Genomic DNA, 23,420 nt, shown 5'->3' on the forward strand with positions numbered 1-23,420 from the left:
CATGATGAAGCCCCCCCCGGTATCTATTTTCGGCATCACCGTTTTGATTATGGCCTTGAGCGTCGGCCTGGTATCGACCTCGACGGCGGACTCCAATTCCGGCCGGAGTGCTGACCGGCTGCGCGAGCTGATCTACGGTGAGGCTCTGTTTCATCAGCAGCAGGAGGATCATTTTTCCGCCATAACCCGTCTGCAACTGGCCTATGACCGGGGCCAACTGAAGCTGACTACTGCAGATGCGGTGGTGGTGCTGACGCGATTAAAACTGGCCTGGGGGTTACGGGACGAAGCGGAAGCCACGTTCCACACCCTGCTGGACGAGCGGGTCGGGGATGAGCTTAGAAACCGGGCGTGGCTGGAACTCGCCAAAGCGTTTTTTCATCAAGGTCAACTGACAGCGGCCGGAAAGGCGCTCGATAATATCCGCGGTCAGTTGCCCATGGATATCCGGGGGCAGCACCGCCTGCTGCTCGCCCATGTTCTGATGGCTCAGGGGGACTATGTCGGTGCGGCGTCGGCACTGAAACAATGGCAGGGGCCCGAAGCCCTGTCCGCTTATGCCGATTATAACCTCGGGGTCGCTCTGGTTAGAGCCGGTCGACTTGAAAAGGCAATGCCTGCGTTGCTGCATGTTGCCGGCCTGTCGGCAACCAAGGAGGAGCTGCTCTCTCTCAAAGACAAAGCGAATCTGACCCTGGCCTATACATTAATGCGTCTGGAGCAACCGGAGCAGGCATTGAGTCATCTGAGTAAGGTTCGCCTGCATGGCCCCTCTTCAAATCGGGCGCTGTTGGCGACCGGCTGGATTACCCGGAAGCAGGGGCGGTCCGCTGACGCGCTGACCCCTTGGATGGAACTGCGCGGTCGCGCGACGGAAGATCCGGCGGTGCAGGAGTCGCTGCTGGCTGTTCCGTCCCTGCATCGGGAGCTGCAGTCGCCGGAGCTGGCGGCACGGAGTTATGAAGAGGCCGTCGATGTCTTTTCCCGGGAACTGACGCGGGTGAATCAGGCGATGGTTTCATTGCGTCGGGAGTCGGCAGCCGACATAACCCGTGCTCCCTATATGGGACCGTTGCTTGCTAGCCGGGAATTCCAACAGACGACCCGTGGGCAGACCGATCTCCGGGCGATGCTGGATCGTCTGAATCAGGGGCTGGACACCCTGGATCGTCTGGCTGATCTTACCCGGCAGCCTGAAGCCGAGCGGGCGCTTCCGGACCCTGAAACCGGTTTCACAGCACCGGGCACTGAAGCTGGTAATCCCAGCGAAGGCAGTGTACCGAACAGCGGGCCGGAAGGGGTGGAGCCGGACGGGGCCGGTTCCCACTGGCAGCATGAGCGGCGCGATGGCGGACAGCCGTATTCGGCCCGGCAAAAACCCTCGTTACCGGAGCTGGATCTTCCGCCGGAGCGCCAAACCCTGCCGCTACCGGACGGCTGGTCCGGGCTGCCGGAATCGGATTCCAGCGGCCTTCCCGAATCGGACGGGAGCGGACTGCCGGAGGCAGGAATTATTCAGATACCGGGGGCCGAGCAGACCGATTTCCCTATCGCCGGCATCATCCGGATACCGAAATCAGACGAGGATTTTGCCTACCCGGACGAGCTGAGTCCCGACGGCATAGGTTCCCGACAGCTTGAGAGGGTCTCGCGTCGGGTACCCGGCTCGGATCCGATCCAGACAGAGGTTCGGGTATCGAAACCGCAGAAACTCAGAGAGCTGGTCAGAGCACTGGCCGCCGGTGGAGAGCGGGTAGGACGGTTGATTCGCCGATTCCAGAAGGGCGAAAGCCGAAGAGGTGAACTGGAAGGCTATCTGGCGGCGTTGCGCGATCGGATCGCCGGACTGCAGGGACGTATCACCGCGGCGATCGATGCCTATGAACGCTATGCCAGAAAGCTGGCATTGGCGGAACTGGAACGGCGCCGACGTCGGCTTGAAGCCAATCTTGAGCAGGCCCGGCTGGAACTGGCCAAGAGCTATGATGCGGCCCGGGATGAATAAAGGGGTGAATAATGGGATGAATAAGTTGCAGCGACCGCCGATCGGACTCGTCTTGTTGCTGTCATCTGTCGGGTTGATGGCGGGCTGCCTTGGCGAGTCGGGGGTGAAGCCGGGCCTGGATTCCGGTGCTTCTCCTGCTGCCACGCTGACCCTTGCCGATCTTCGCGCAGTACCCGGCGTCGATGCTGAAGTGCCACTGAGCGGAGATGCCCGGGAAAAGGCGATCAAAGCCTACCGGGATTTTCTGCAGGACTATCCGACCACTACCGAGTATCAGGAGATTCGACGACGTCTTGCGGACTTGCTGGTGGAAAGTGCGTGGACGGATGACAGTTCCGGCCTGACGGACCGAACGACTCCCGACTCCCGCTCAGCCGATGAACGATACAGCGAGGCGATCACCATCTATGAACAGCTGCTGGCCATCCGGCCACAGAATCCCGCTACGGCAGAGCTGCTCTATCAACTGGCAAAGGCCCATGAGGGCCAGGGGCGACCGCTGAGGGCAATCGAGATTCTGCAGCGGCTGATCGGTCAGTACCCGACTGCCAACACCAGACTCTACGCCGATGCCCAGTTCAGGTTCGGTGAGCTGTTGTTCGGCGAACAGGACTTTGTCCGGGCGGAGGCGGCCTATGGTGCCGTGGTGAAATTGGGTGAAGGGGTGGCCGTCTATGAGCAGGGGCTGAACAAGCTGGGCTGGAGCCTGCTGCGGCAGGAACGTTATGACGAGGCGCTGGAGCCGTTTTTCACCCTGCTGGACCGCAAGATACCGCCGAATTCGGATCCGCAGCGGCTGTTTTCAGAACGCTCAAAGGCCGATCGGGAACAGATTGATGATCTGTTCCGGGCCGTCAGCCTGTGCTTTTCCTCGCTCGCCGGAATCGATGCCGTCGCCGACTTCTTCGAGCGTCGGGGGAGCAGACCCTACGAGTTGGAGGTATACCGACATCTTGCCGACCACTATCAGCGTAAAGGATTGTCCACCGATGCCGCCGCTACCTGGCTTGCGCTGGCCCGGCACCGACCCCTGGATTCTGACGCTCCCCGCCACTACCTGAAAGCGATCCGGCTTTACCGGCGGGAGGGTTCTCAGCAGAGCGTCCTGATCACCCGAGCCGAGTTTGTCGAGCGCTACGGGCTGGAGCGGGAATTCTGGCGCCGACATGAGCCGTCGTCGTTTCCGGAGGTGATCACGCAGTTGCAGACGTCGCTGGTGGAACTGGCCGGTGATTCCCATCGACAAGCGCTGAAAACCGGATCGGTCGAGGCGTTTGAAATGGCGGAGCAACGCTATCGTCGCTACCTGACCGGTTTTGGTAGCACAGCCGGTAGCGCTGTCGATAGCGAGCTGGCGGTCGAGATGAACTTTCAGCTGGCCGAGCTGCTATACCAGCGCGGTGTCTATTCCCGCGCCGTGACGGAGTACCAGCGCGTCGCCTATGAGCGAGGTAACAGTGACCGTGGCAGCGAGGCGGGTCGATCGGCCCTCAAGGCTTACGCTCAGCAGCTGAAACTGCTGGAGGGGGAAGCGCAGACCCTCTGGTTTGAGCGCTTTACCGAGAGTCAGCTACGGTTTGTCCGGACCTGGCCCGAGCACCGGGATGCGGTGGCTGTGTTCAGCCGGGCCGGTTCCGAGCTGCTGGATCGCGGTCGACTGGTGGAGGTTGCCGAAGCCACTGAAACGCTGCTGCAACAGCAGGGGGTGCCGGTAATGCTGCGTCAGGTTGCCTGGACCTTGCTGGCCCGGGCCCGGTTTCAGCAGCAGGACTATCCCGGGGCGGAGCATGGCTATCGGCAGGCCCTAGGGCTGGCGGCAGCCGACGATGTTCGACGAACCGCGCTACGCGAAGTCATGGCACTTGCTGTCTACCGCCAAGCGGAAGCGGCCCGGGATGAAGGCGATCAGCCGCGCGCGGCAGAACTGTTTCTCCGGGCTGCCGCCGACGGCGGTTCGGAATCATCTGTTCACCCCAGAGCACAATATGATGGGGCAACGTCGCTGTTGGTACTGGAGCGGTGGGATCCGGCGATCCGGGTGCTGCAGCAGTTTCGTGATGATCATCCCGGCCTCCCGTTGCAGCAGCAGGTGTTACCGAAGCTGGCCTTCGCCTACGACCGCGGCGGTCGCCGGATCGAAGCTGCTGATGCTTGGTTTGAACTGGGGCGAGGTCAGAGGCCTGCAGTTGAGCGCCGTCAGGCGTTGCTGCGGGCAGCCGAACTCTATCAGCAGTTGGATCGTATCGAACAGGCGCAAGCTGCTCTCGAGCGCTATGTCGGGGATTTTCCGAAGCCCGTGGCCGAGGCGGTTGCCGTGCGTCGGAAACTGGCGGATCTGGCCCACTCGTCAGACGATGAGCCGGGACGCAAACACTGGCTGATGGAGATCATCCGAACGGATCGATTTGGGGGTGACGACAGCACCGCCCCGGTGGCGGCGCAGGCAAGTCTGAGCCTGGCAGAGGAGCAGGTCAGCGCTTTTGAGCGGATCCGGCTGACCGAACCGCTGCAGCAACAGCTGACGAAAAAACTGCAGGCGATGAAGCGGGCGTTGAAGGCGCTGGAGGCGGTTACCGACTATGGTGTTGGGGGGACCACCACGGCTGCCACCTACCGAATCGCCGGGATGTACCATGAACTGGGAGATGAACTGCTGAATTCCGAGCGGCCGCGGGGGTTGAACGATGAAGAGCTGGCGCAGTATGAACTGTTGCTCGAAGAGCAGGCGGCGCCTTTTGAAGAGCAGGCCATTTCGTATTACCAGACCAATGTCAGCAGAATCTCCGGGGGACAATACGATGCATGGATTGAACAGAGCCTGAAACGGCTTGCAGAGCTATGGCCCGCCAGATATGCGAAAGAGGAGCGCAGTGAAACCACCGTGGAAGCACTCGACTAGCCTCGTTGCCGGTGGGATCGTCGCCGGACTGCTGTGGGGATGTGCGCCCGCCGCGCAGATTCCACCGCAACCCATACTCGCCGAGACCGGCACACAGGGGGCAACTGCTGCGATTCCCGCTGTCGACGGGCGGCTGCAGAAAACCTTTGATGAGGCGCTCAGCCGGATGAAAGCAAAACAGTTTCACGAAGCCGCCAAGCGGTTGGAAGCGATTGCCCGGGAAGGGCAGGCCGTGCCGGGGGTGCAGCTCAATCTCGGCATCGCCTATCTCCAACTGGGTGAACATAGCAGGGCCGAACAGGCATTGCGGCAGGCGCTTGCGTTGGATGGGGGAAAATCCATCACCTACAATCAGTTGGGTATATTGCTTCGCCGGCGTGGGCAGTTCCAACAGGCGCGGGAAGCCTACCAAAAGGCACTGACATTGGAACCGGGTTATCCTCTGGCGCATCTGAATCTTGGTATTCTGTGCGACCTCTATCTGCAAAACCGCGGCTGTGCATTAAGTCACTACCGGGCCTATCAGCGCCTGTCCGCAGTCGCTGATCCGCAGGTGGAACTCTGGATCGAAGACCTGCAGAGGCAGGAGTATGACCAGAGTTCCACGGAGGCCCTGCAATGAAATCCGCCGCGACCATACTGCTGCTGATCGCTGTTCTGCTGTCGAAGCAAGCTGCAGCCGCTGAACAGGAGCAACTGGAGCCACAGGAGCAACTGGAGCAGAAGCCCCTCTCCATCCGGGGTAGCCGGGCGCTACCTAGCACAGTCTATATTGCCCCATGGAAACAACTGGGTGCTCCTCTGGATGGAGCTACGTTCGAGAATCGTCTGGATGATAAACCGGAACCCCTGGAGCCGGAGCAGTTTCGTAAAGAGCTGGAGCTTATTCAGAAGGGCTACAGTGTCGATACGGTCCCTGACCACTAGCCGAGGCTAGCGGAAGGCGACGGACAACCAGGGAGGGAACCTGGTTGTCCGTCAAGTTAATAATACATTCCGATGTGGTGCTCCTTGAATCCGGACGCCGGACTGGCAAGCAACTGTTGAGGTTTATGTTATGGATAATCTATACGCGGTGCTCAGGTTCTTTCAGTCCGGTGGCGTGTTTATGTATCCGATCGTTCTGGTGCTGGCGCTGGGGATAGCCATCATTATCGAGCGCTATATCTATCTGACCGTTGTCGCCGTGCGTAGCCGTAAGGTCTGGCAACGGGTATTGCCACTGCTGGAAGAGGGGCGCTATGAGAACGCCTGGGAGCTGACGCTACGCTCTGATTCAGCCATGAGTCGAATCCTGGCGTACGGGCTGCAGCGGGCTAAAGGCGATGGCTCTGCCGGGGAGGTGCAGATGGCCATGGAAGAAGGGATGCTGGAGTATATTCCCCGACTGGAAAAACGGACCCACTACCTGGCCACTTTTGCCAATATCGCGACCCTGCTGGGACTGCTGGGGACGATTATGGGACTGACCGAGGCATTTTCAGTCCTTGCCGATATCGATCCGGCAAATAGGGCCGACCTGCTGTCGGCCAGTATTTCGGTGGCGATGAATACCACCGCCTTTGGCCTGATGGTTGCCATCCCCCTGCTGCTGGCCCATGCCTATATGCAGACCAAGACTAATCAACTGCTGGACAGCCTGGAGATGGCGGTGGTCAAAGTCTCTAACCTTGTACATAGCGGTGGCGCCGGAACCGATGAGCCGAAGTGACGGGTAGGTGAAGGAACCCCATGATGAGAAGGTATCGGCAGGCCAGGACCAGACGGGAAACGCCGACGGTGGACGTGACCGCCTTTCTCAGCTTACTGGTGATTCTGATCCCCTTCCTGCTGATCTCTGCGGTTTTTTCCGGCATCACCATCCTTGAACTGCAGACGCCTACTGAGGGTAGGGAGGTATCTCCGGCCTCCGATCCGCTGCAGCTGCAGGTGGTGGTACGCAGCGGCACCCTGGTTGTGGATTATCAGGGTCGGCAACGTCCCTTGATCGTGAAAAGAACCGAGGATGGGGAAGACTGGCGAGAACTGGCGGAAGTGGCTGCGGATCTGAAGCAGCGCTTTCCTGCAAGTACCGAGGCAACCCTGCTGTTCGAGCCGCAGGTTCCCTACGATGTTCTGGTGCAGGTGATGGATGCGGTTAGAATCCGGCAGTACAGAGACGCCGATGAGCTGATCCGGGAGCCGATGTTCCCAAATCTGGCGCTGGGGGAAGTGGCTGCTGACAAGTCCGGGGGGAGAGCAAAATAATGACGCCGGGACCTTCTGCACGCTCGATTCAGCGTCGTCAGCGACGATCCGGGGGGCGTTTCCAGCTTAACCTGGTTGCGTTGATGGATGTGTTCACCATCCTGGTGTTTTTCTTCCTGGCTCATTTCTCGGAGTTCACCACGGTCGATGATCAGCAGGCGGTCAGCCTGCCGGAATCACTGGCCCGACAGACGCCTCGCGATACATTGGTGATCACGGTTACCCGGCAGCATATTCTGGTGCAGGGAGAAGCGGTGGCGGATACCGGGGCCAGCCTGAACTCGCCGCAGAGCGAAATCAGTGGGCTCCGTAGTGCCCTGCTGCGGGCGCGTTCCGATAGTGCGGCCGCCGATGACGATAGCGGTGGCGATATCAGCGGCGGTACCCGTGGCGTAGACTGGGAGGTGACCATTATGGGGGATAAATCGATTCCGTTCCGGCTGCTGAAAAAGGTGATGCTGACCAGCAGCCGGGCCGGTTATGAGCATATTTCGCTGTCGGTGCTGCAGCGATCGACGAACTCGGGTTAACGATGATATCGGGATCTCTACAGCCGGCACTGCCCTGGGTCGGATCTCCGGAAGAGGAGCGTCGCTTCCGCCGGATCTTGGCCGCCTCGGTGCTGCTCTTCCTGCTGCTCGGTGTGGTTGTTGCTCGGCTGGAGTTGCCGCAGATTGATCGGGACGAGCTGTCGGAGCCGCTGCGTATTGCCCATATCCTGGCCGAAACCATTACCCGACCGACCGGCACCGAGGCTGCACCTCGTCGGGCCCGAGCTCCGACTCCTGCTCCGCGATCCGCGGTCCGGGCCGAATCTGAGCCCCCTGCTGCAACCTCCTCAGAGCCCGCTCCAGCGGCTGTTGCCGCTGCGCCGCCGCCGGCACCGGTGGAGCCTGTTGCCAAACCGAAGTCGGTTAAATCCCGGCCGCCCGGAGCGCAGGATAAAGGCGCTGAGGTGGCGGCACCTCGTCAGGAGCCGCTCCGGAGTACGGTTGAGCGCTACGGTGTGCTGGCTCTCAGCGATTCCCTGGCTGAGCTACGCCGGTCGGCGCCGAAGATCGCTACCGATCGGGTGGGGACGGATAGTCAGGGTGTCGGCGAGCTCGCTGCGGCTAAACCGCAACCTACGGCGGACATCACCCGAGGCAGTGGCGGTCTTGGCGCTGATGGACCGAGTCTGGAGCAACTGACCGGCGCGCCCGAGCTGAGGGAAGAGCTGATCGCGGGAACAGGCCCCGGTCTGGTGACCGGCAGTGGCGAGGGGACCGCCGGGCCTGCAACCGGCGATCTGCGGAAAACGCGGAGCGAAGACGAGATTCAGGAGATACTCAACCGCCATAAGCGAGCGATCTACCGGATCTACAACCGTGAGCTGAGGAAAAACCCTAGCCTGCGGGGGAAGGTGGTAGTCAGCATTACCATCGCCCCGGCCGGTGAGGTCACCGGTAGCCGGGTTGTTTACAGTGAGCTGAAGGCCGAATCCCTGGAGCAGAAGCTGATCCTGTTGATAAAGCGGATCGACTTCGGTGCTAAACCGGGAGTGCCGACGGTGACCACCAGGGTGCCGATTGAATTTTTCCCGGTCTGAACCGGGCCGGGTCTCGGGTAACGGCATGAACCGACGATCAGGGACCAGTAGCTATCGATGGAGCGGAGTTATGACGCGGAGAACGCCGTCGTTGCTGGTGCTGATCACGCAGTTACTGGTGTTGACGCTGCTGCCGATGGCCTCGGAAGTTCGGGCCGAAGAGCCACCGGCACTGGACTGGAACAGACTGCTGCAAGATCCTGACCCTGGACAACTGATGCAGATGGCTACCGATTATGAAAAGGCCCGCTGGGGTCATCATGACTACGGACGGGCCCGGCAGCTTTACTGTGCCGCAGCACGACTTGGCCATACTCCGGCCCAGCTTCGGCTGGCCTGGATGTACGCCAACGGCGTCGGATCGCCTCAGGACCGGGGGCTTGCAGGGGCCTGGTTGCGGGTGGCTGTCGCCGGAGGCAGCGCCGAGGCGCGACGATTTCTGGCTTTTCTCAACTATCCGCCCAGAGACCGAGACCCCCGCTGCACCTGGGACAGCCGCTTCGATGAATATGCTCTGGTGGAGATCCCTGTGCTGCCTGTTGAAGATCACTCCCCGATCTATGGCGAGTCAATCACCACCTGGGCTGAGGGCATCGGTGGTGAGGCGGCGGCCGGTGATCCCAGTGTCCGGCAGATCAAATCCTGGGTTCGGCGCCTGGCGCCGCAATACGGACTGGAACCGGATCTGGTTCTGGCGATGATCCGGGTCGAATCCAACTTTAATCCACGAGCCCGCTCCCATAAGAACGCCTGGGGGCTGATGCAGTTGATCCCGGAAACCGCCGCTCGTTTCGGAGTTCGTGACAGCACCCATCCGATCCAGAATCTGCATGGTGGTATGGCTTATCTTCGCTGGTTGCTGGCCTATTTCCCTGCAGATCTGCGACTGGCTCTGGCGGGCTATAATGCTGGTGAAGGTGCCGTCGAGAAGTACCGCGGGGTCCCTCCCTATCACGAAACCCGGCAGTATATTCGTAAAGTACTTCGATTTTATGGCCGGAACAGCCACCCTCCGGTAGAGCGGGTTGTCAACCCGTCGCGCATTGTACCGACAGACCGTCAATAGCCCTCAGCGCTCGTGTGATATTGGTGTGTATTTTGAGAAAAAACGAGAAAAGTGCGGAAGCAAAAGAAAGCGGCTGCAAGATGCAGCCGCTTGATAACCAACCGATTACGGAAGCTATCTTCTATTCTACAGACCCAGCTTGTCGGCGACGTAGTCGGCGTCCTTGTCACCACGACCGGACAGGTTGACCAGGATGGTCTGATCGGCCGGCAGGGTCGGGGCCAGTTTCATCGCATAGGCAACCGCATGGGAGCTTTCCAGCGCCGGGATAATGCCTTCTTTACGTGACAGGGTCATAAAGGCGTCCAAGCATTCCTGATCGGTGATGCTGGTGTAGTCCACCCGCTCGATATCTTTCAGGTAGCTGTGCTGCGGACCGACACCCGGGTAGTCCAGACCGGAAGCGATCGAGTGTACCGGCATCGGCTCGCCGTCCTCGGTCTGCAGGACGTAGCATTTCATCCCATGCAGCTCGCTGGGTGCACCTAGAGTCAGGGTGGCGGAGTGTTCCTGAGTATCCAGGCCCTTACCGGCCGGCTCGACGCCGACGATGTTGACCGATTCGTCATTCAGGAAGGCGGTGAACAGGCCCATGGCATTGGAACCGCCACCGACACAGGCGGTGATGTAGTTCGGCAGCTCGCCGGTCTGTTCGAGGAACTGAGCACGTGCCTCCTCGCCGATAATGCTCTGGAAGTCGCGAACCATCATCGGGAACGGGTGCGGCCCAACCACCGAGCCGATGGCGTAGAAGAAGTTGACCGGGTCTTTCAGGTACTCTTCGAAGGCACTGTCGACGGCGTCCTTCAGCGTTGCGGTGCCGCGGGTCACGGGAACCACCTTGCAGCCAAGGATCTTCATCTTGGTGACGTTGGGGTGTTCTTTCTCGATATCGACCTGCCCCATATGGATCTCGCACTCGATCCCCACCAGTGAGCAGGCGGTGGCCAGCGCAACGCCGTGCTGGCCGGCACCGGTTTCGGCCAGTACCTTGGTCTTGCCCATGTACTTGGCCAGCAGGGCCTCGCCCAGGCAGTGGTTGATCTTGTGGGCGCCGGTGTGATTCAGGTCTTCGCGCTTGAGGAAGATCTTGGCGCCACCGCAGTGTTCGGTCAGGCGCTTGGCGTAGTAGAGCGGGCTGGGGCGGCCAACGTAGTATTTGTAGAGTTCCAGCAATTCGCTGCGATAGGCCTCGGTATCCTTGATCTCACGGTATGCGCGATCGATATCGTCCATGATCGCTTTCAGCTCCGGGGGGATGATCTGACCGCCGTAGCTACCGAAAAAGCCTTCGGCGTTGGGCATCGGGGCAAAATCAAATGAACTCATAACAGACTCCTTGGCATTATGACGAGCCCAAGTCGCTGTCGGCATACTTAGGCGTATATTCGAGCCATCTTATCAGGGCCTAACCGGGCTTCAATATGTTTCGTATCAATTACAGATTCGTGGCGGTTCGACTTTGGTCGAGCTGGTCGGATTGGTTACACTGTCGGCCTTTGCGGCGATCTGTCGCACTGGTTAATTTCTGATCAATTTTGTAGGTGCTGCCGTTGAGCGATTCTGAAATCCGCATCGTTGCCGATGAGAATATTCCGCTGGTTGAAGCATTCTTCGGCCACTTGGGACCGATTCAGCGTTTGCCTGGGCGACAGATGCAGGCCGAGCAACTGGCTCAAGCGGATCTGCTACTGGTCCGCTCGGTGACCCAGGTTAACCAGCAACTGTTGGCCGGCAGTCCGGTCCGCTACGTCGCCAGCGCCACCATCGGCACCGATCATATCGATCTGGGTTGGCTGCAACAGCAAGGGATCGCTTTCGATAACGCCCCGGGCTGTAATGCCGAATCGGTGGTGGATTATGTGGTCAGCGCCCTGGTCAATCTGGCCGCTCAAGAAGGAGCCGAGCTGACTCATAAGCGGGTCGGGATTGTCGGTGTTGGCAATGTGGGCTCACGCCTGCAGCGTCGTCTGGAGAGCCTGGGCATCGAGTGCCTGCTTTGCGATCCGCCCCGTGCCGAGCGCGAGGTGTCGGAAGACGATGGAGGAGAGCAGGGTTTTGTTTCCCTGCCAACATTGCTTGAGCGTTGTTCGGTCTTTTGTCTGCACACCCCGCTGACCCGCGAGGGTGCCCATCCCAGCTATCACCTGTTTGATGACCAAGTGTTAGCGGCGCTGCCCCAAGGCGCCTGGTTGATCAATGCCGGCCGCGGTGCCGTGATCGATAATCAAGCGCTATTGGATTGCCTACCGCGGAGAAAGGATCTGAAGGTAGTGCTGGATGTGTGGGAGCCGGAACCGTCGATTAATGCCGAGCTGGCCGCCTTGGTCGAGTTCGGAACTCCCCATATTGCCGGTTACAGCCTCGAGGGTCGTACCCGAGGTACCGAGATGATCTATCGCAGCGCCTGTCGATTCCTTGGGATCGAGCCGAGCCGTCAGCTGCAATCGTTGTTGCCAACGCCGGCCTTGAGCCGGGTACAGCTCGACGCGACAGCGGCCAACGAGCCCGATCTGGCGGCGCGGTTGGTACGACTGGTTTACGATCTTCGACGGGATCACCATGCGCTGCAGCAGGTACTTGCTGGAGAACCGGATCAACGGCCAGCAGGGTTTGATCTGCTGCGACGTAATTACCCGATGCGGCGTGAATTCAGCAGCCTGCAGATCGGCGGTCTGGAGGCCGGCTCGGCGCTGGCTCAACAGCTGCAAGCCTTTGGCTTCAATCTGGTCGACGACTAAGCGTGGCAGCGGTTGGAGCCTCCGACCAAAACCAGTATTCTGACCCTTTTCCATCCCTTGGCTAGATTCGAACACCTATGCCCTCAAGAAGCCTGAGCCTACAAAACGACAAGCCGGAAACGCCCCTATCGGCGGTGAAGGAGCAGTTGCGTTTCGATCAGCTTCAGGTGCGGGTGGGTGATCGCCTGCGGCTCGACAGTCCCAATCCGCGCGGGCGTTTTTCGGTCCGTTACCTGGGCGCCTACCCGGATCAGTTTCTGTTGGTGTCGATGCCGGTCCAGCATGATGTGGTCAAACCACTGAGATCGGGAACTCGGGTTCAGCTGCGCTTTGTGGCGTTGGATCGTGCCTGTGTTGTCAATGCTCGGGTGCTGAAAGCCGTCGATGAACCGCAGCCAATGCTGTGGCTAAGCTATCCGGAACAGGTCGAAGCCGCACGAGTACGGGAACTCCCCCGGGTGGCTACCGATCTGATTGTGTCGGTGGATGAGGCCGAGCCCGGGCAGTTTGGCGGTGGTTGGCCGCGACAGGCGCTCTGCAGTGATCTGAGCTTGCGAGGGGCCTGCATCGAAGCGGGGGATCAGCTCGGCGAGGTCGGTGACGGTCTGCTGTTAACGGTGCGGGTCCAGGTGGATGGCATGGATCAGGTGATGTTGCTGGAGAGTCGGATCCGAACGCTGGAAGAGGTCGAAGACAGCCTGTCCGATGGATATCGAATGTTACATGGCGTTGAGTTCGCTTCCGTCGATGAAGAAAATCGGCTGGTGCTGGCCGGTTTTGTCTATCAACAATTATTGCTGGAGCAGTTTGGCCCCGGCATCGGCGTCGCCCCGTTTGGGTGAGGCTGTGAATTTACAGTAGGTCGAGATGTTTAAGTTAGGTTTGATTATCAATCCGTTGGCTGGAGTGGGCGGCAGTGTCGCGTTGAAAGGCAGCGATGGCGCCGACACGGCCCGGCAGGCGCTGGAGATGGGCGCTGTCCCCCGTGCTGGAGAGCGGGCACTGTTGGCGCTGGACGCGCTGAAAGGGCTCGATCTGCGCTGCTATACCTACCCCGGCGAAATGGGGCAGTTGGCTGCTGAGCAGGCCGGCTTCGAGCCGATCGTACTGGGGCAGATCGAACCGGGTCATACCAGCGCCGAAGATACTCAGAACGCGGTTCGTGATCTGGTGGACGCCCAGGTCGATTTGATTCTGTTTGCCGGCGGCGACGGCACCGCCAGGGATCTGCACGGCGTCGTGCCGGAGACCATCCCGGTGCTGGGAATTCCAGCCGGGGTCAAGATTCATTCCGGAGTCTATGCCATTACCCCCCGGGCCGCCGGCGAGGTGGTTGCAATGCTGATTCGCGGTGAGCTGGTCAGTCTGCGGGAGCAGGAAGTAAGAGACATCGACGAGAAGGCGTTTCGCGAGGGCAGCGTTCGGGCAAGGTACTACGGTGAATTGCTGGTGCCGGAAGAGGGGCGCTTTGTCCAGCGGACCAAGAGTGGCGGTAAAGAAGTCGAAGAGCTGGTGCTTGAAGATATCGCCGCTGATCTGGTCGAAACGATGGAAGACGGCATCTGTTACGTGATGGGCTCGGGTACCACGGTCCAAGCGGTAATGGAGGAGCTGGGGCTGCCCAATACCCTGTTGGGGGTCGATCTGGTCCGTGACGGTGAGCTGATCGGCTCGGATCTGAGCGCGGCCGAGCTGTTGGAGTTGACCGAAGGGCAGGAGTGCCGCGTGGTGGTCACGATTATCGGTGGTCAGGGTCATATTATCGGTCGCGGCAATCAACAGCTGTCCCGGGAACTACTGCAGCGTGTCGGTCGCGACAACTTGGTCGTGGTGGCCACCAAGACCAAACTCAAGGAACTCGACGGGCGTCCGTTGGTGGTCGATTCCGGCGATCCCGAATTTGATCAGCAATGGTCCGGTCTGATCCGGGTTATCACCGGTTACCGCGACGCGGTGTTGTATCCAGTCGAGGGTTGATGATGGCTGGCAAGATGAATCGAGCCCTAGGCAGGACAGTCGGATCGGTTACCCTGTTGCTGACGCTATTGTTGAGTGGCTGTGGTGATGAATCTCAGACCGCCGATCCGTCGGCTGATAAAACACAGCCGCTACGGCCTGAGTCAACTGAAGGGGCCAAGCAGCCTGCTGCGCAATCCAATCCCACAGCGCAAGCCAAAGAGCTGTCGACTCAGGACGAAGTGACGGCCAGCGCTGCTAAGCCCCAGCCCAGCAGCGATACAGAAGAGCCGCTAAGTGTGAATCCTCTGACCGGCGAAGTGGCCTCGGTTGCCAGCGTTCCGTCTACACCGCTGGATTTGAGTCTGACCGAACAGGAACGGCTCGGCGAGCAGAGTGATACCGCAGAGCAAATCCCGGCGGGGCTATTGCCGTCACCGCAGGAGCCAGAGTCGGTTTTCAAACAGGCCCTCGACGTGAAGCCCGATGACGATGGTGTTTCGTTCAGCGGTGGCCTGATCACCAAGGAAGATGAACCTGATTTCCGCGACTCGGTCGAAGGGGCTGAATTCGGTCTGGAAGTGAAGTACTGAGCGGGCTAATCAGCGCGAGTTTGTTGCTAGCCAGATACAAGGCGCTTACAGCAGGCCCCGATCCAGCAGTCGCTGGAGAAAGACACGTTTCCCTTTGAGCTGTTCGACGCGGAGCTTGTCGCTGTCCAGGCCCTGGTCCAGTAGTAGGTCAAACAACCTCAGGTTGTTGTGGGCCAGGCTGTAATCCAGCAACGAGCGCTGGTTGAGATCCCTAACGTCCAGCTTGGCGCCGGCATCGACCAGTGCCCGGATCGTGTTCCAATAACGTTTCGGATCGCGGCTGGCGGCGTAGAGCAACGGCGTCTGACCTTCCTGATTCAGCGTTTCGAGCGAAATCCCCTGCTGCAACAGCAATGCGATGGTTGCCGGACTGTCGGTGGCGGCTAGGTGCATAATGGTCTGACCTTTGAAATTGGTCAGCGACGGGTCGGCTCCGCTGCGAAGCAGTTGGGCAACCAAGGCCGGCATATTACGGCTTACCGCCGCCATCAGTACACTTTTACCAATTCGATCCTGGGCATTGGGGTTGGCGCCGGCGGCCAGCAGTTGCAGTGCCGCTTCGTATTGGCCTGCCTCAATGGCCCAGAACAGCGGCGTACGCTTGAAGTAGTCGGTTGCTTCTAGCGCTTGCGGCTGTTCGAGCAGAAGCTTGATCAGATCGCTATGGCCACTCTTGGCTGCCAGGTGGATCGGTCTTGCTCCCTTGTCGGCACGGGCCGGAAGGTCGCTGTCGGCACCCTGTAAAAGCAGATGGCGGACCATATCTAACTGCTTGGCGTCGACCGCCCAGTGAAGCAGGGTACGGCCTTCTGCATCGGCACGAACATCCTGCTGGTTTAGTTGTGCCTGGGACGGGGCGCAGGCCAGCAGCGCATCGCTGGTGCCTGTCCGAACCTGCTCCACCAAGGTGGTGAATTTGCAGCCGCGCTTGTCGGTCGGCATCCGATCCGTCTGCATGGGGGTTGCCAACTGCGTTGCCAGCGGGGCCATCAGGGGTTGGTTGCTGAGCTTGGTCGGGATCTGTTGCGCCTTGTTGCTCGGCTTCAACGGCATTGTCTTGATTGCCGGCTTAACGGATTTCTTGTTGGCTAGCTGTGACGCTGGCATTTGCTGAGAGACGCCCCGTTTGTCAGTGGGGGGGTGCTTGGGATCTTTGGGCTGTTTGGCAATGGGAGCCGCTTGGCTGGAAGCTGTTGGTGTGGTGGCAGGCTTTACCTGTAGCCGGCGGCTGTTGGTGGCCGCTGGAGGGGTAACCAAGTTGGTGCTGACAGCCTGGCGAGTCTGCTTATTCGGGGGTAGAGCTCTGTTCGAGAGGGGCGCTGTAGCCGTGGCAGGTGCTACCGCTTGAGCGGCCGAGGGAGTCGTCGCCGAAGGCTCCGTATTTTGGCCAGAAGGTGCTGCGCTTGGTTTGGACTCTGATTTTGCTTTTGCTGTTAGCGCTGCTGGTTTAGTGGCTTTTTCTGCCTGCTCACGCTTACGCTGCATCTCTTCCAGGCAAGACTGACTATAGACCGTTCGACCGTCTTCGGTTTTGCAGGCCGAGATTGCTTTGGCTGTATCAGGCAGCATTCCGACACCGAGGAGCAACGTAACGGCAACAGCTCGAAAGCTGAAGAGGCTGGCGTATAGCGGGTGTGGAATGGTCATTTAGGCGGAGTTTACAGCTGGGCTCTTTATTAGCCCTTTATAATAAGGTCAGGCAGGACCGAAGTGAATAACCAAGCAGTAATATTTAGAGACTTTATGTCCCTTAAATAGAGCTCAAGTATTTGAATTTAAGTAATAAATAATCCAAAAAAAAACCGCGGTCGTGGCCGCGGTTTTTTGACTAAGCCGGCAATAATAGCCGGGCTCAGTAACTCAGCTTAGTTGAACAGATGCTTGACGCCGTCGCGCTCTTCCATCAGTTCCTGCTCGGTGGCAGACATCTTCTCGCGGCTGAAGTCGCTGATTTCCAGACCCTGAACGATTTCGTACTTACCGTCCTTACAGGTGACCGGGAAAGAGTAGATGATGCCTTCGGCTACGCCGTAGCTACCGTCAGACGGGATTGCCATGGAAACCCAATCGCCTTCTTGAGTGCCCAGAGCCCAGTCGCGCATGTGCTCGACGGCGGCGTTGGCGGCAGAAGCGGCAGAGGACAGACCGCGGGCCTTGATGATCGCTGCGCCACGCTGCTGTACGTCAGGGATGAAGGTCTCTTTGTACCAGGACTCTTCAACCAGGCCTTCAGCAGCTTGACCGTCAACGGTGGTGTTGCTGATGTCCGGGTACTGAGTCGCGGAGTGGTTACCCCAGATGGTGACTTTCTTGACGTCGGTGACGTGCTTGCCAGTCTGGTTGGCCAGCTGAGCAGCGGCACGGTTGTGGTCTAGACGGGTCATCGCGGTGAACTGACCCGGATCCAGGTCCGGAGCGTTCTGTTGTGCGATCAGAGCGTTGGTGTTGGCCGGGTTGCCGACAACCAGAACTTTAACGTCACGGCTGGCGTGATCGTTCAGCGCCTTACCCTGGACGGAGAAGATCGCAGCGTTGGCTTCCAGCAGGTCCTTACGCTCCATGCCCGGTCCACGCGGACGAGCACCAACCAGCAGTGCGTAGTCGGCGTCTTTGAAAGCAACGTTGGCGTCGTCGGTCTGGACGATACCCTGCAGCAGCGGGAAGGCACAGTCTTCGAGCTCCATGGCAACACCCTTCAGGGCATCCAGTGCCGGAGTGATCTCGAGCAGTTGCAGAATGACGGGCTGGTCGTTGCCCAGCATTTGGCCGGAAGCGATGCGAATCAGCAGAGAGTAGCTGATCTGACCGGCGGCACCGGTGACTGCGACGCGTACAGGTTGTTTCATGGAAAATCCCCTTCATCAAAAAGAGTAAAGCCGGTCTTGATGCCGGCGCCAAAAGGTGGCGCGATTATAAAGGAAACGGCCCGGTCAAGCTATCGAACCGGGCCGGATTACAACCAATGGAGCAGAACCAAAGGATAGGGCGCGTTAATCAGTCGCTGTCTAGGTCCAATGCGACCCTGAAACCCCAGGTGTTACGGACGGCATTGGGCGGATGACGGTAGCGGCTGGCAGAGCGGATCAACCGCGGGATGTCGTACCAGGAGCCACCGCGCATCACCCGATAGTTACACAGGCCCACATCCCAGCTGGAACCGTCGGTCGGAGCCTGGTCGTAGCTTTCGTTGTAGCAGTCCGAAACCCACTCGTAGACGTTACCGTTCATGTCATAGAGACCGAATGGGTTGGGAGCGAAACTGCCGGTCGGTGCCGTTTGTTGGCCGTCGAAACCGCTGCCGCAATCATCGCAGGCGGCATTATTGGTCCCGACTTCGTTACCCCACCAGAACCGGGTGGAGTTACCGGCGCGGGCGGAATACTCCCACTCTGCTTCGGACGGCAGTCGGTAGGGTTGGCCGGTTTGCTGACGAATCCAGTAGGCGTAAGCGTTGGCATCGTTCCAGCTGATATTGACGACCGGGCGGTTGCCTCGGCCCCAGCCTTCGTCATTGGGTAACGGGCGGCCGGTGGATAGGGCAAACAGGTCGTATTCGCCGAAGGTGATCTCCTTCTGGGACAGGGCAAAACTCCGCTTGATGCTGACCTCGTGAACCGGCAGCTCATTGTCGTCACCGTTGCGGTCGAGATCGCCCATCTGGAAGCGCCCTTTGGGCACAATCACCATGTTGGGTCCGAATACCCCAGGGATAATCTCATCTTTGAACACTTCGCCGGTACGACGGACCAGGGCGCTATCGTTGTTGCCGTCGGCGTCGTTGGGGCTGTTGTTGATTGCATCGCGGGTCAGGCGCACGCTGTAGTTGTCGACCCGGGCACCGATCTGGGCCAGCAGGGTCTGGTCACCGGAGAGTTCCCGCAATACAGCAAATTCGCGACTCAGGGCGATTTTGCTTTCAATGCTTGGTGGTTGATCCAGTAGGCTCTGGACTTTGATCAACTGGTCGACCAGTTGCTGCTCGTGTCCTCGAAATTCATTACCGGCCAGCATATAACCCAATGCCACCCCTGCGCCGAACGCGATCGAGGCGCCCAGCAGGGAGCCGATCAACATCCCCCCTTTGCGTTTGGGTTCGACCCGAGAGTCGAGCGTCTTGGCGGCTTTTTTCTCGGGGCGAGGTTTGGCTTTCTGCTCGCGGGGCCCTGCTGACTTGGTCTTGGGGGGATCGCCCGGCAGGGCCACCCCGGGTGGGAACAGTTGCTTTAGTAGCTCCTGGGCCGATTCCGGACGGTCACCAGGCTGTTCACTCAGCGCCGTAAGCAGCAGCTGCCACTGCTCATCATTGAACAGTGCCGGTGGACTCAAGTCTTCGGGATTGCGCTCAGCCTGCGGCACTTCGGGGGAGAAGGGGGCGCGACCGGCGAACAGCAGGTAGACCAGGCAGGCGAAGGAGAAAATATCGGTGCTCAGCGGTAACGGTGCCGAACTGAAGGCTTCTGGAGCGTGGTATTCGCTGTTCAGTACGCGGTGCCCGCTGCTTTGCAGAGCATGGAGTAGCGGTTGTCGGAACGCGACGTTGACCATCTTGACCCCCACTTCGTGGGTGATGATCACATTCCAGGGGGTCAGGTCGCCATGGCTGACTTTATGCCGGGCGCAGTAGTCAACGGCAGCAGCCACTTGGGACAGGATAACCCGGGCTTTCTCGGCACTGAGCTGCTTATAGCCGTCTTCGATCAGGATTCTGGCCAGACTGCGGGTTGAGATCGGCTCCATCGCCACAAACAACCAGCCCTCGCGACTTTGAAAGTAACCATGGATTTTGGCCAGGTGCTTGAAGTCCAAGCGGCTGGCGCGGCTGACCTGGGATTTGAACTGCTCCAGTGTCTGCTTATCTTTGAGCAGATTGGGATTGACGATCTCCAGCGCAACCCGGTCACGGGAATCTTCATCTTCACCGGTACTCAGGTCATAAGCGTGCCAGACCTGCCCGATCGGGCTGTTGCTGACCGGTTTGATCAGCTGGAATTGATGGTGATCGGGTCCGAGTACCATCTTTTTGCGCAGAGTCGAAAAATCCAGAGCCATAATCGCCTTCAGATACAGTCCGTTATCTCAGTTCACCCGGTGGAGGAACAAGCATAGCCCAAACCGTTATGTAGGTGTTATTCGGTTATTAGAGGTGCAAACGACTTAACCAGCTCATCGACCGCCTTCATCTGTTGCAGATAGGGTTCCAGCTTATCCAGCGGTAGGGCGCAGGGGCCGTCACACTTGGCCTGACTGGGATCCGGATGGGCTTCCAGAAACAGCCCGGCAATTCCCTGGGACATGCCCGCCCGGGACAGCTGTGCGGCCAGGGCGCGACGACCGTCGGCGCTGTCGCTGCGACCACCCGGCATCTGCAGGGCATGGGTGGCATCAAACATCAACGGCACGCCGAACTCTTTCATGATGGAGAAGCCCAGCATATCCACCACCAGGTTGTTGTAGCCGTAACAGCTGCCGCGCTCGCATAGGATCAACCGGTCGTTACCGGCTTCACGGCACTTCTTCAAAATATGTCCCATCTCCTGCGGAGCCAGGAATTGAGCCTTCTTGATATTGATGGCCGCGCCGGTTTGGGCCATCGCCACCACCAGGTCGGTCTGGCGCGACAAAAACGCCGGTAGCTGGATGATGTCGGCGACTTCGGCGGTGGGCGCCGCCTGGGACGGCTCATGTACATCGGTGATGATCGGCACATCAAAGCTGCGCTTGATCTTGTCGAGGATCTTTAGCCCCTCATCCAGTCCCGGACCGCGGAAAGAATCGATGGAGGAGCGGTTGGCTTTATCAAATGACGCTTTGAATACATAGGGGATTCCGAGGCGGCTGGTCACTTCGACGTAGTGCTCGGCGATTTGCATCGCCAGTTGCTCGGATTCGAGTACGTTCATACCGCCGAAGAGGACGAACGGCAGCTCGTTATTGATGGCGATCTCACCGACGGTAACGGTTTGTTGTGTCATGCAGGGGCCTCTGAGTCTTCCAGTGTAGGGTGGGGGCCTGTTGGGGCTGATTATAGGGAGGAAAACGGCAGCGCGATAGGTTGAAGGCTGCTGGCTTGCCGCTCAGCGGCTTGCCGGGGGGGAAGGGAAACTATCGCCAAACTGCTGTATCCAGTTTCTGGCGGCGTCATTCAAGCTCAAGCCGGAGCCGTCGCGCTGCAGTTGGGCATGGTAGTGGCGGATATGGCAGAGCTGCTCCAGCATCCGCAGTTGGAATGCCTGGTTCTGATCATCAAAAGCCAGGGTTAGCTGATAGCCCTGCTCGGTATGGTTGCAGGCCAGTACTCGGGTAATGGCGCAGATCGAGTCGGTGATGGATGGAATGCGAACTCTTAGGTGCTGGTTGAAGCCGAAAGCACGGGGCCAAACGCATTGAAACAACAGTTCTCGCTTCGGATTCGTAGTGGGAGTGGAGATGGGGTGATCAGTAATGGGGGTTAGCTCGAGTTCGAACTGATGCATGTGCTGCAGAGTTGTGGGCTGCGGTTTCACGGAAGCCTCCTTGGGAGTGCTTATCACAGGTTCCCTAAGGGCTATATCGGCAACGATTAATATTCTCTGAGCTTTTTTTAACCCGCAGGCTTGGTTATCGTGAGTTTATTGCCAGTTTCCGGAGTGAATAATGAGCACCTCGTCCGATCCAACATCCGATCCGCAGCCGGATCTGCAGAAAGTTTCCGAAGCCGCGTTATTGCTGCGTCAGCGCCACCAGACTCTGCTGTTGTCGAGCCTTAACGGCAGCCTGCCCGAACTCAGTTACGCCCCCTACTGTTGCGATGATCAGGGTAATTTTTATATCTATATCAGCCAGTTGGCCAGCCATACCGAAAACCTGAAACAACACCCACAATGCAGTGCGATGTTTATTGCCGAAGAGCAGGGGTGTCGCAATCTATTTGCCCGTGAACGCTTGAGTTTTTCGTGTCGTGCCGAGTTGATCGAGCCGCAGGATGGGGACTATGCACCGCGGCTGGAACAGCTGGAACAGCAGTTTGGTGAAGTGGTCAGGCTGCTGCGTACGTTACCCGATTTCTGTCTATTTCGGTTGTGCCCTCTGGAAGGGCGTTATGTCGCCGGTTTCGGGCGGGCCTACCAGCTCGATCCAGTGGGTTATCAGGCATCGCCGATCGGTCCTGAACAGTTGGGCAAAGGTGGCGACAACGATTCCCAGTGATTCCTAACGATTCGGGTTTAGAACCCAGTCGAAGCGCTGGCCGAAGATCGATCTTCTGGGTGCGGAACGACAGGGTTGAAAGCGTATACTGTGCGATCTTGGTGCTTTAGGAGGTTAAATGAGCAGCCATCTCGATAGAGTCAGGGCGTTGTGCCAGATGATGACCAGCGCTAATCCCGGCGACCATTTCCACGCGCTGGGGCTATGGATCAGGCAGGTCGAACATGCCGCAGTGGTCGCCGAATTACCCTACAGCGAGGGGATTATCGGCAATCCTGAGACCGGGGTTGTCCACAGCGGCCCCATAACTGCGCTGCTGGATACCTGCTGTGGTATGGCGGCGGTCGCGGCTTTGGACGAGCTGACTCTCTGCCCGACCATGGACCTGAGAATGGACTATATGCGTCCGGCTAAACCGGGGGTTCCGATTCTCGCCCGGGCCGAAGCCTACCGGGTCAGCTCCAGCGTGATCTTCTGCCGTGGCAGTGCCTATCAGGAGGGAGTGACTGAGCCCATTGCGCACTGTGTGGCGAACTTTACCCGGATGGATGCCGAGGTCGCCGGGGTGATGAGTGCCAGGCTGGACCCCTTGCTGGCATCGGCGTCGACCACGCTGACTCCACCGGCAAATCCCCCCAAGCAGCCCGAGCGTATCGGAAGCCTGCCTTCACTACGCGATGCGATCTTTGTGATTCAACAACAACAACAGCCTGAACTGCTGCTCGCAACGCTTCCTTACGCGCAACTGCTGGGCATGAAGGCCTTCTACCAGGAGGGTGAGCTGGTACTGCACCTTCCCACGAACAAGAGCAATATTGGTAATCCGACTCTGCCGGCACTGCATGGTGGTGCCATCGCCGGCTTTATGGAGATGTCGGCCGTGGTGCATCTGTTGATGTCGATGGAGTCGGTCCGGATACCGCGGGTGGTCGATTTTTCTATCGATTATGTCCGTGCCGGGCGGCTGGAGGATACCTATGTGAGCTGTTCGGTGGTCAGGCAGGGTAACAAACTGGTTAATGTTGCCATTACCGCCTGGCAGCAGGATCGGCATAATCCGATCGCCACTGCGAGGGCCCATTTTCTGGTGGATTAACTCTGGGGGTTGAACACCAGGGTTATGTTTGGCGCGCGAGCTAT

Annotated in this window: 21 protein-coding genes; 15 read left to right on the forward strand and 6 right to left on the reverse strand. The window is 59.2% G+C overall.

Annotated features, from left to right (window positions below; translation table 11 throughout):
* Position 1 precedes the first annotated feature (1 nt).
* The 9 genes from DV711_RS10305 (at position 2) to DV711_RS10345 (ending at position 9,805) form a co-directional block, all read left to right on the forward strand.
* Positions 2–2,005 carry a tetratricopeptide repeat protein gene (locus DV711_RS10305; protein WP_133297437.1) on the forward strand — a complete coding sequence of 668 codons (2,004 nt, stop codon included), beginning with the start codon at positions 2–4 and terminating at the stop codon, positions 2,003–2,005.
* 16 nt (positions 2,006–2,021) lie between these two features.
* Positions 2,022–4,904 carry a tetratricopeptide repeat protein gene (locus tag DV711_RS10310; protein WP_165840071.1) on the forward strand — a complete coding sequence of 961 codons (2,883 nt, stop codon included), beginning with the start codon at positions 2,022–2,024 and terminating at the stop codon, positions 4,902–4,904.
* Positions 4,876–5,526: a tetratricopeptide repeat protein gene (locus DV711_RS10315; protein WP_165840072.1), complete on the forward strand. Its 651-nt coding sequence runs from the start codon at positions 4,876–4,878 to the stop codon at positions 5,524–5,526. Before DV711_RS10310 ends, DV711_RS10315 begins: the two co-directional genes overlap by 29 nt.
* Positions 5,523–5,831, forward strand: coding sequence for a hypothetical protein (locus tag DV711_RS10320; protein ID WP_114695573.1), 309 nt, complete (start codon positions 5,523–5,525; stop codon positions 5,829–5,831). The genes DV711_RS10315 and DV711_RS10320 overlap by 4 nt, the downstream gene beginning before the upstream one ends.
* 130 nt (positions 5,832–5,961) lie before the next feature.
* Complete coding sequence (locus DV711_RS10325; RefSeq protein WP_114695574.1) at positions 5,962–6,615, forward strand: MotA/TolQ/ExbB proton channel family protein; 654 nt, start codon at positions 5,962–5,964, stop codon at positions 6,613–6,615.
* A gap of 23 nt (positions 6,616–6,638) precedes the next feature.
* Positions 6,639–7,151, forward strand: a complete 513-nt coding sequence (locus DV711_RS10330; protein WP_114695575.1) for a biopolymer transporter ExbD — start codon at positions 6,639–6,641, stop codon at positions 7,149–7,151.
* A complete protein-coding gene (locus DV711_RS10335) occupies positions 7,151–7,681 on the forward strand; it encodes an ExbD/TolR family protein (protein ID WP_114695576.1) in 531 nt (176 codons plus the stop codon). The genes DV711_RS10330 and DV711_RS10335 overlap by 1 nt, the downstream gene beginning before the upstream one ends.
* Before the next feature lie 2 nt (positions 7,682–7,683).
* Complete coding sequence (locus tag DV711_RS10340; RefSeq protein WP_114695577.1) at positions 7,684–8,739, forward strand: AgmX/PglI C-terminal domain-containing protein; 1,056 nt, start codon at positions 7,684–7,686, stop codon at positions 8,737–8,739.
* Between the two features lie 70 nt (positions 8,740–8,809).
* Positions 8,810–9,805 carry a lytic transglycosylase domain-containing protein gene (locus tag DV711_RS10345; RefSeq protein ID WP_207802598.1) on the forward strand — a complete coding sequence of 332 codons (996 nt, stop codon included), beginning with the start codon at positions 8,810–8,812 and terminating at the stop codon, positions 9,803–9,805.
* 126 nt (positions 9,806–9,931) lie between these two features.
* On the opposite strand, the gene trpB is transcribed toward DV711_RS10345, so the two are convergent.
* On the reverse strand, positions 9,932–11,134 hold the full coding sequence (gene trpB, locus DV711_RS10350; protein WP_114695578.1) for a tryptophan synthase subunit beta: 1,203 nt from the start codon (positions 11,132–11,134) through the stop codon (positions 9,932–9,934).
* Positions 11,135–11,358: 224 nt separating this feature from the next.
* Here trpB and pdxB point away from each other — a divergent pair, with 224 nt between their 5' ends.
* The 4 genes from pdxB (at position 11,359) to DV711_RS10370 (ending at position 15,095) form a co-directional block, all read left to right on the forward strand.
* Positions 11,359–12,546 carry a 4-phosphoerythronate dehydrogenase PdxB gene (gene pdxB / locus DV711_RS10355; RefSeq protein ID WP_243633784.1) on the forward strand — a complete coding sequence of 396 codons (1,188 nt, stop codon included), beginning with the start codon at positions 11,359–11,361 and terminating at the stop codon, positions 12,544–12,546.
* Between the two features lie 77 nt (positions 12,547–12,623).
* Positions 12,624–13,388: a flagellar brake protein gene (locus tag DV711_RS10360; RefSeq protein ID WP_114695579.1), complete on the forward strand. Its 765-nt coding sequence runs from the start codon at positions 12,624–12,626 to the stop codon at positions 13,386–13,388.
* Between the two features lie 25 nt (positions 13,389–13,413).
* Positions 13,414–14,523: an ATP-NAD kinase family protein gene (locus DV711_RS10365; protein ID WP_114695580.1), complete on the forward strand. Its 1,110-nt coding sequence runs from the start codon at positions 13,414–13,416 to the stop codon at positions 14,521–14,523.
* Between the two features lie 14 nt (positions 14,524–14,537).
* The gene (locus tag DV711_RS10370; protein ID WP_133297439.1) at positions 14,538–15,095 is read left to right on the forward strand and encodes a hypothetical protein; all 558 of its coding nucleotides are present in this window, start codon (positions 14,538–14,540) and stop codon (positions 15,093–15,095) included.
* A 45-nt stretch (positions 15,096–15,140) separates the two neighbouring features.
* Here DV711_RS10370 and DV711_RS10375 read toward each other — a convergent pair whose 3' ends face one another.
* The 5 genes from DV711_RS10375 to DV711_RS10395 all read right to left on the reverse strand — a co-directional run bounded on the left by DV711_RS10375 (position 15,141) and on the right by DV711_RS10395 (position 21,598).
* Positions 15,141–16,202 (reverse strand): ankyrin repeat domain-containing protein, encoded by a 1,062-nt coding sequence (locus DV711_RS10375; RefSeq protein WP_165840073.1) that lies wholly within the window; start codon positions 16,200–16,202, stop codon positions 15,141–15,143.
* Positions 16,203–16,960: 758 nt separating this feature from the next.
* A complete protein-coding gene (locus DV711_RS10380) occupies positions 16,961–17,941 on the reverse strand; it encodes a malate dehydrogenase (protein ID WP_114695583.1) in 981 nt (326 codons plus the stop codon).
* 148 nt (positions 17,942–18,089) lie between these two features.
* A complete protein-coding gene (locus DV711_RS10385; protein ID WP_114695584.1) occupies positions 18,090–20,144 on the reverse strand; it encodes an SUMF1/EgtB/PvdO family nonheme iron enzyme in 2,055 nt (684 codons plus the stop codon).
* A gap of 77 nt (positions 20,145–20,221) precedes the next feature.
* Positions 20,222–21,067: a 3-deoxy-8-phosphooctulonate synthase gene (gene kdsA / locus DV711_RS10390; protein ID WP_114695585.1), complete on the reverse strand. Its 846-nt coding sequence runs from the start codon at positions 21,065–21,067 to the stop codon at positions 20,222–20,224.
* Between the two features lie 102 nt (positions 21,068–21,169).
* Positions 21,170–21,598 carry a hypothetical protein gene (locus DV711_RS10395; protein ID WP_114695586.1) on the reverse strand — a complete coding sequence of 143 codons (429 nt, stop codon included), beginning with the start codon at positions 21,596–21,598 and terminating at the stop codon, positions 21,170–21,172.
* Positions 21,599–21,728: 130 nt separating this feature from the next.
* Here DV711_RS10395 and DV711_RS10400 point away from each other — a divergent pair, with 130 nt between their 5' ends.
* Both DV711_RS10400 and DV711_RS19620 read left to right on the forward strand, forming a co-directional pair.
* Positions 21,729–22,280 carry a HugZ family pyridoxamine 5'-phosphate oxidase gene (locus tag DV711_RS10400; RefSeq protein ID WP_114695587.1) on the forward strand — a complete coding sequence of 184 codons (552 nt, stop codon included), beginning with the start codon at positions 21,729–21,731 and terminating at the stop codon, positions 22,278–22,280.
* Positions 22,281–22,398: 118 nt separating this feature from the next.
* Positions 22,399–23,376: a PaaI family thioesterase gene (locus DV711_RS19620; protein WP_243633785.1), complete on the forward strand. Its 978-nt coding sequence runs from the start codon at positions 22,399–22,401 to the stop codon at positions 23,374–23,376.
* The last annotated feature ends 44 nt before the right edge of the window (positions 23,377–23,420 follow it).

Source organism: Motiliproteus coralliicola, assembly GCF_003345655.1.
GTDB lineage: Bacteria > Pseudomonadota > Gammaproteobacteria > Pseudomonadales > Balneatricaceae > Motiliproteus > Motiliproteus coralliicola.